This window comes from Mesorhizobium sp. M7A.F.Ca.US.005.03.2.1, from assembly GCF_003997795.1.
GTDB classification, from domain to species: Bacteria; Pseudomonadota; Alphaproteobacteria; order Rhizobiales; family Rhizobiaceae; genus Mesorhizobium; species Mesorhizobium ciceri.
Genome location: NZ_RZRP01001177.1, coordinates 1 through 1,473, shown reverse-complemented (window position 1 = coordinate 1,473; position 1,473 = coordinate 1). Strand labels below are relative to the sequence as shown.

1 protein-coding gene is annotated in these 1,473 nt (G+C 63.6%); it reads left to right on the top strand.

Annotation, left to right across the window (positions count from 1 at the left end):
• A partial coding sequence (locus EN991_RS35965; RefSeq protein WP_164769647.1) for an FAD-dependent oxidoreductase occupies positions 1-1,473 on the top strand: 1,473 nt, incomplete at both ends.

Here is a 1,473-nt window from a genome sequence, read left to right as displayed (position 1 = left end):
AGGGAAGTCAGCGAGATGTACCCGCATCTCAATGTTTCCGATGTCGTCGGCGCCGTGCATCTGCCGCTCGACGGCCAGTGCGACCCCGCCAACATCGCCATGGCACTGGCCAAGGGCGCGCGCCAGCGCGGTGCGACCATCGTCGAGAACGTCAAGGTCACCAAGGTCCACAGCAAGGCCGGCCGCGTCACGGGCGTGTCCTGGACACAAGGCGAAGAGCAAGGCACCATCGAGGCCGACATCGTCGTCAACTGCGCCGGCATGTGGGCGCGCGAACTGGGAGCGCAGAACGGCGTCACCATCCCGCTGCACGCCTGCGAGCATTTTTACCTCGTCACCGAGCCGATCCCCGGCCTCACCCGCCTGCCGGTGCTGCGTGTGCCCGACGAGTGTGCCTACTACAAGGAGGACGCCGGCAAGATGATGCTGGGCGCTTTCGAGCCGGTGGCAAAGCCCTGGGGCATGGACGGCATCCGTGAAGATTTCTGCTTCGACCAACTGCCGGAGGATATGGAGCATTTCGAGCCGATCCTCGAAATGGGCGTCAACCGCATGCCGATGCTGGCGACCGCCGGCATCCACACCTTCTTCAATGGTCCCGAGAGTTTTACGCCCGACGACCGCTACTATCTCGGCGAGGCGCCGGAACTGTCCGGCTACTGGATGGCGACCGGCTACAATTCGATCGGCATCGTCTCCTCCGGTGGCGCCGGCATGGCGCTGGCGCAGTGGATCAATGATGGCGAAGCCCCCTTCGACCTGTGGGAAGTAGACATCCGCCGTGCCCAGCCGTTCCAGAAGAACCGCCGCTATTTGAAGGAGCGCGTCTCTGAAACGCTTGGCCTGCTCTATGCCGATCATTTCCCCTATCGTCAGATGGCGACGTCGCGCAATGTCAGGCGCTCGCCGCTGCACGAGCATCTGAAGGCGCGCGGCGCTGTCTTCGGCGAAGTCGCCGGCTGGGAGCGCGCCAACTGGTTCGCCCGCGAGGGCCAGGAGCGCGAATACCGCTATTCCTGGAAGCGCCAGAACTGGTTCGACAACCAGCGCGAGGAACACCTTGCGGTCAGGAATGGCGTCGGCCTGTTCGACATGACCTCGTTCGGCAAGATCCGTGTCGAGGGCCGCGACGCCTGTGCTTTCCTGCAAAGACTATGCGCCAACGACATGGATGTCGCGCCGGGCAAGATCGTCTACACCCAGATGCTCAACCAGCGCGGCGGCATCGAGAGTGACCTGACGGTCTCGCGGTTGTCCGAGACGGCGTTCTTCCTCGTCGTCCCAGGCGCCACGCTGCAGCGCGATCTGGCTTGGCTGCGCAAGCACGTCGCCGACGAGTTCGTCGTCGTCACCGACGTAACGGCGGCCGAAAGCGTGCTCTGCCTGATGGGCCCGGACGCGAGAAAGCTGATCCAGAAGGTCAGCCCGAACGATTTCTCCAATGAGAAAAATCCGTTCGGCACGTTCCAGGAG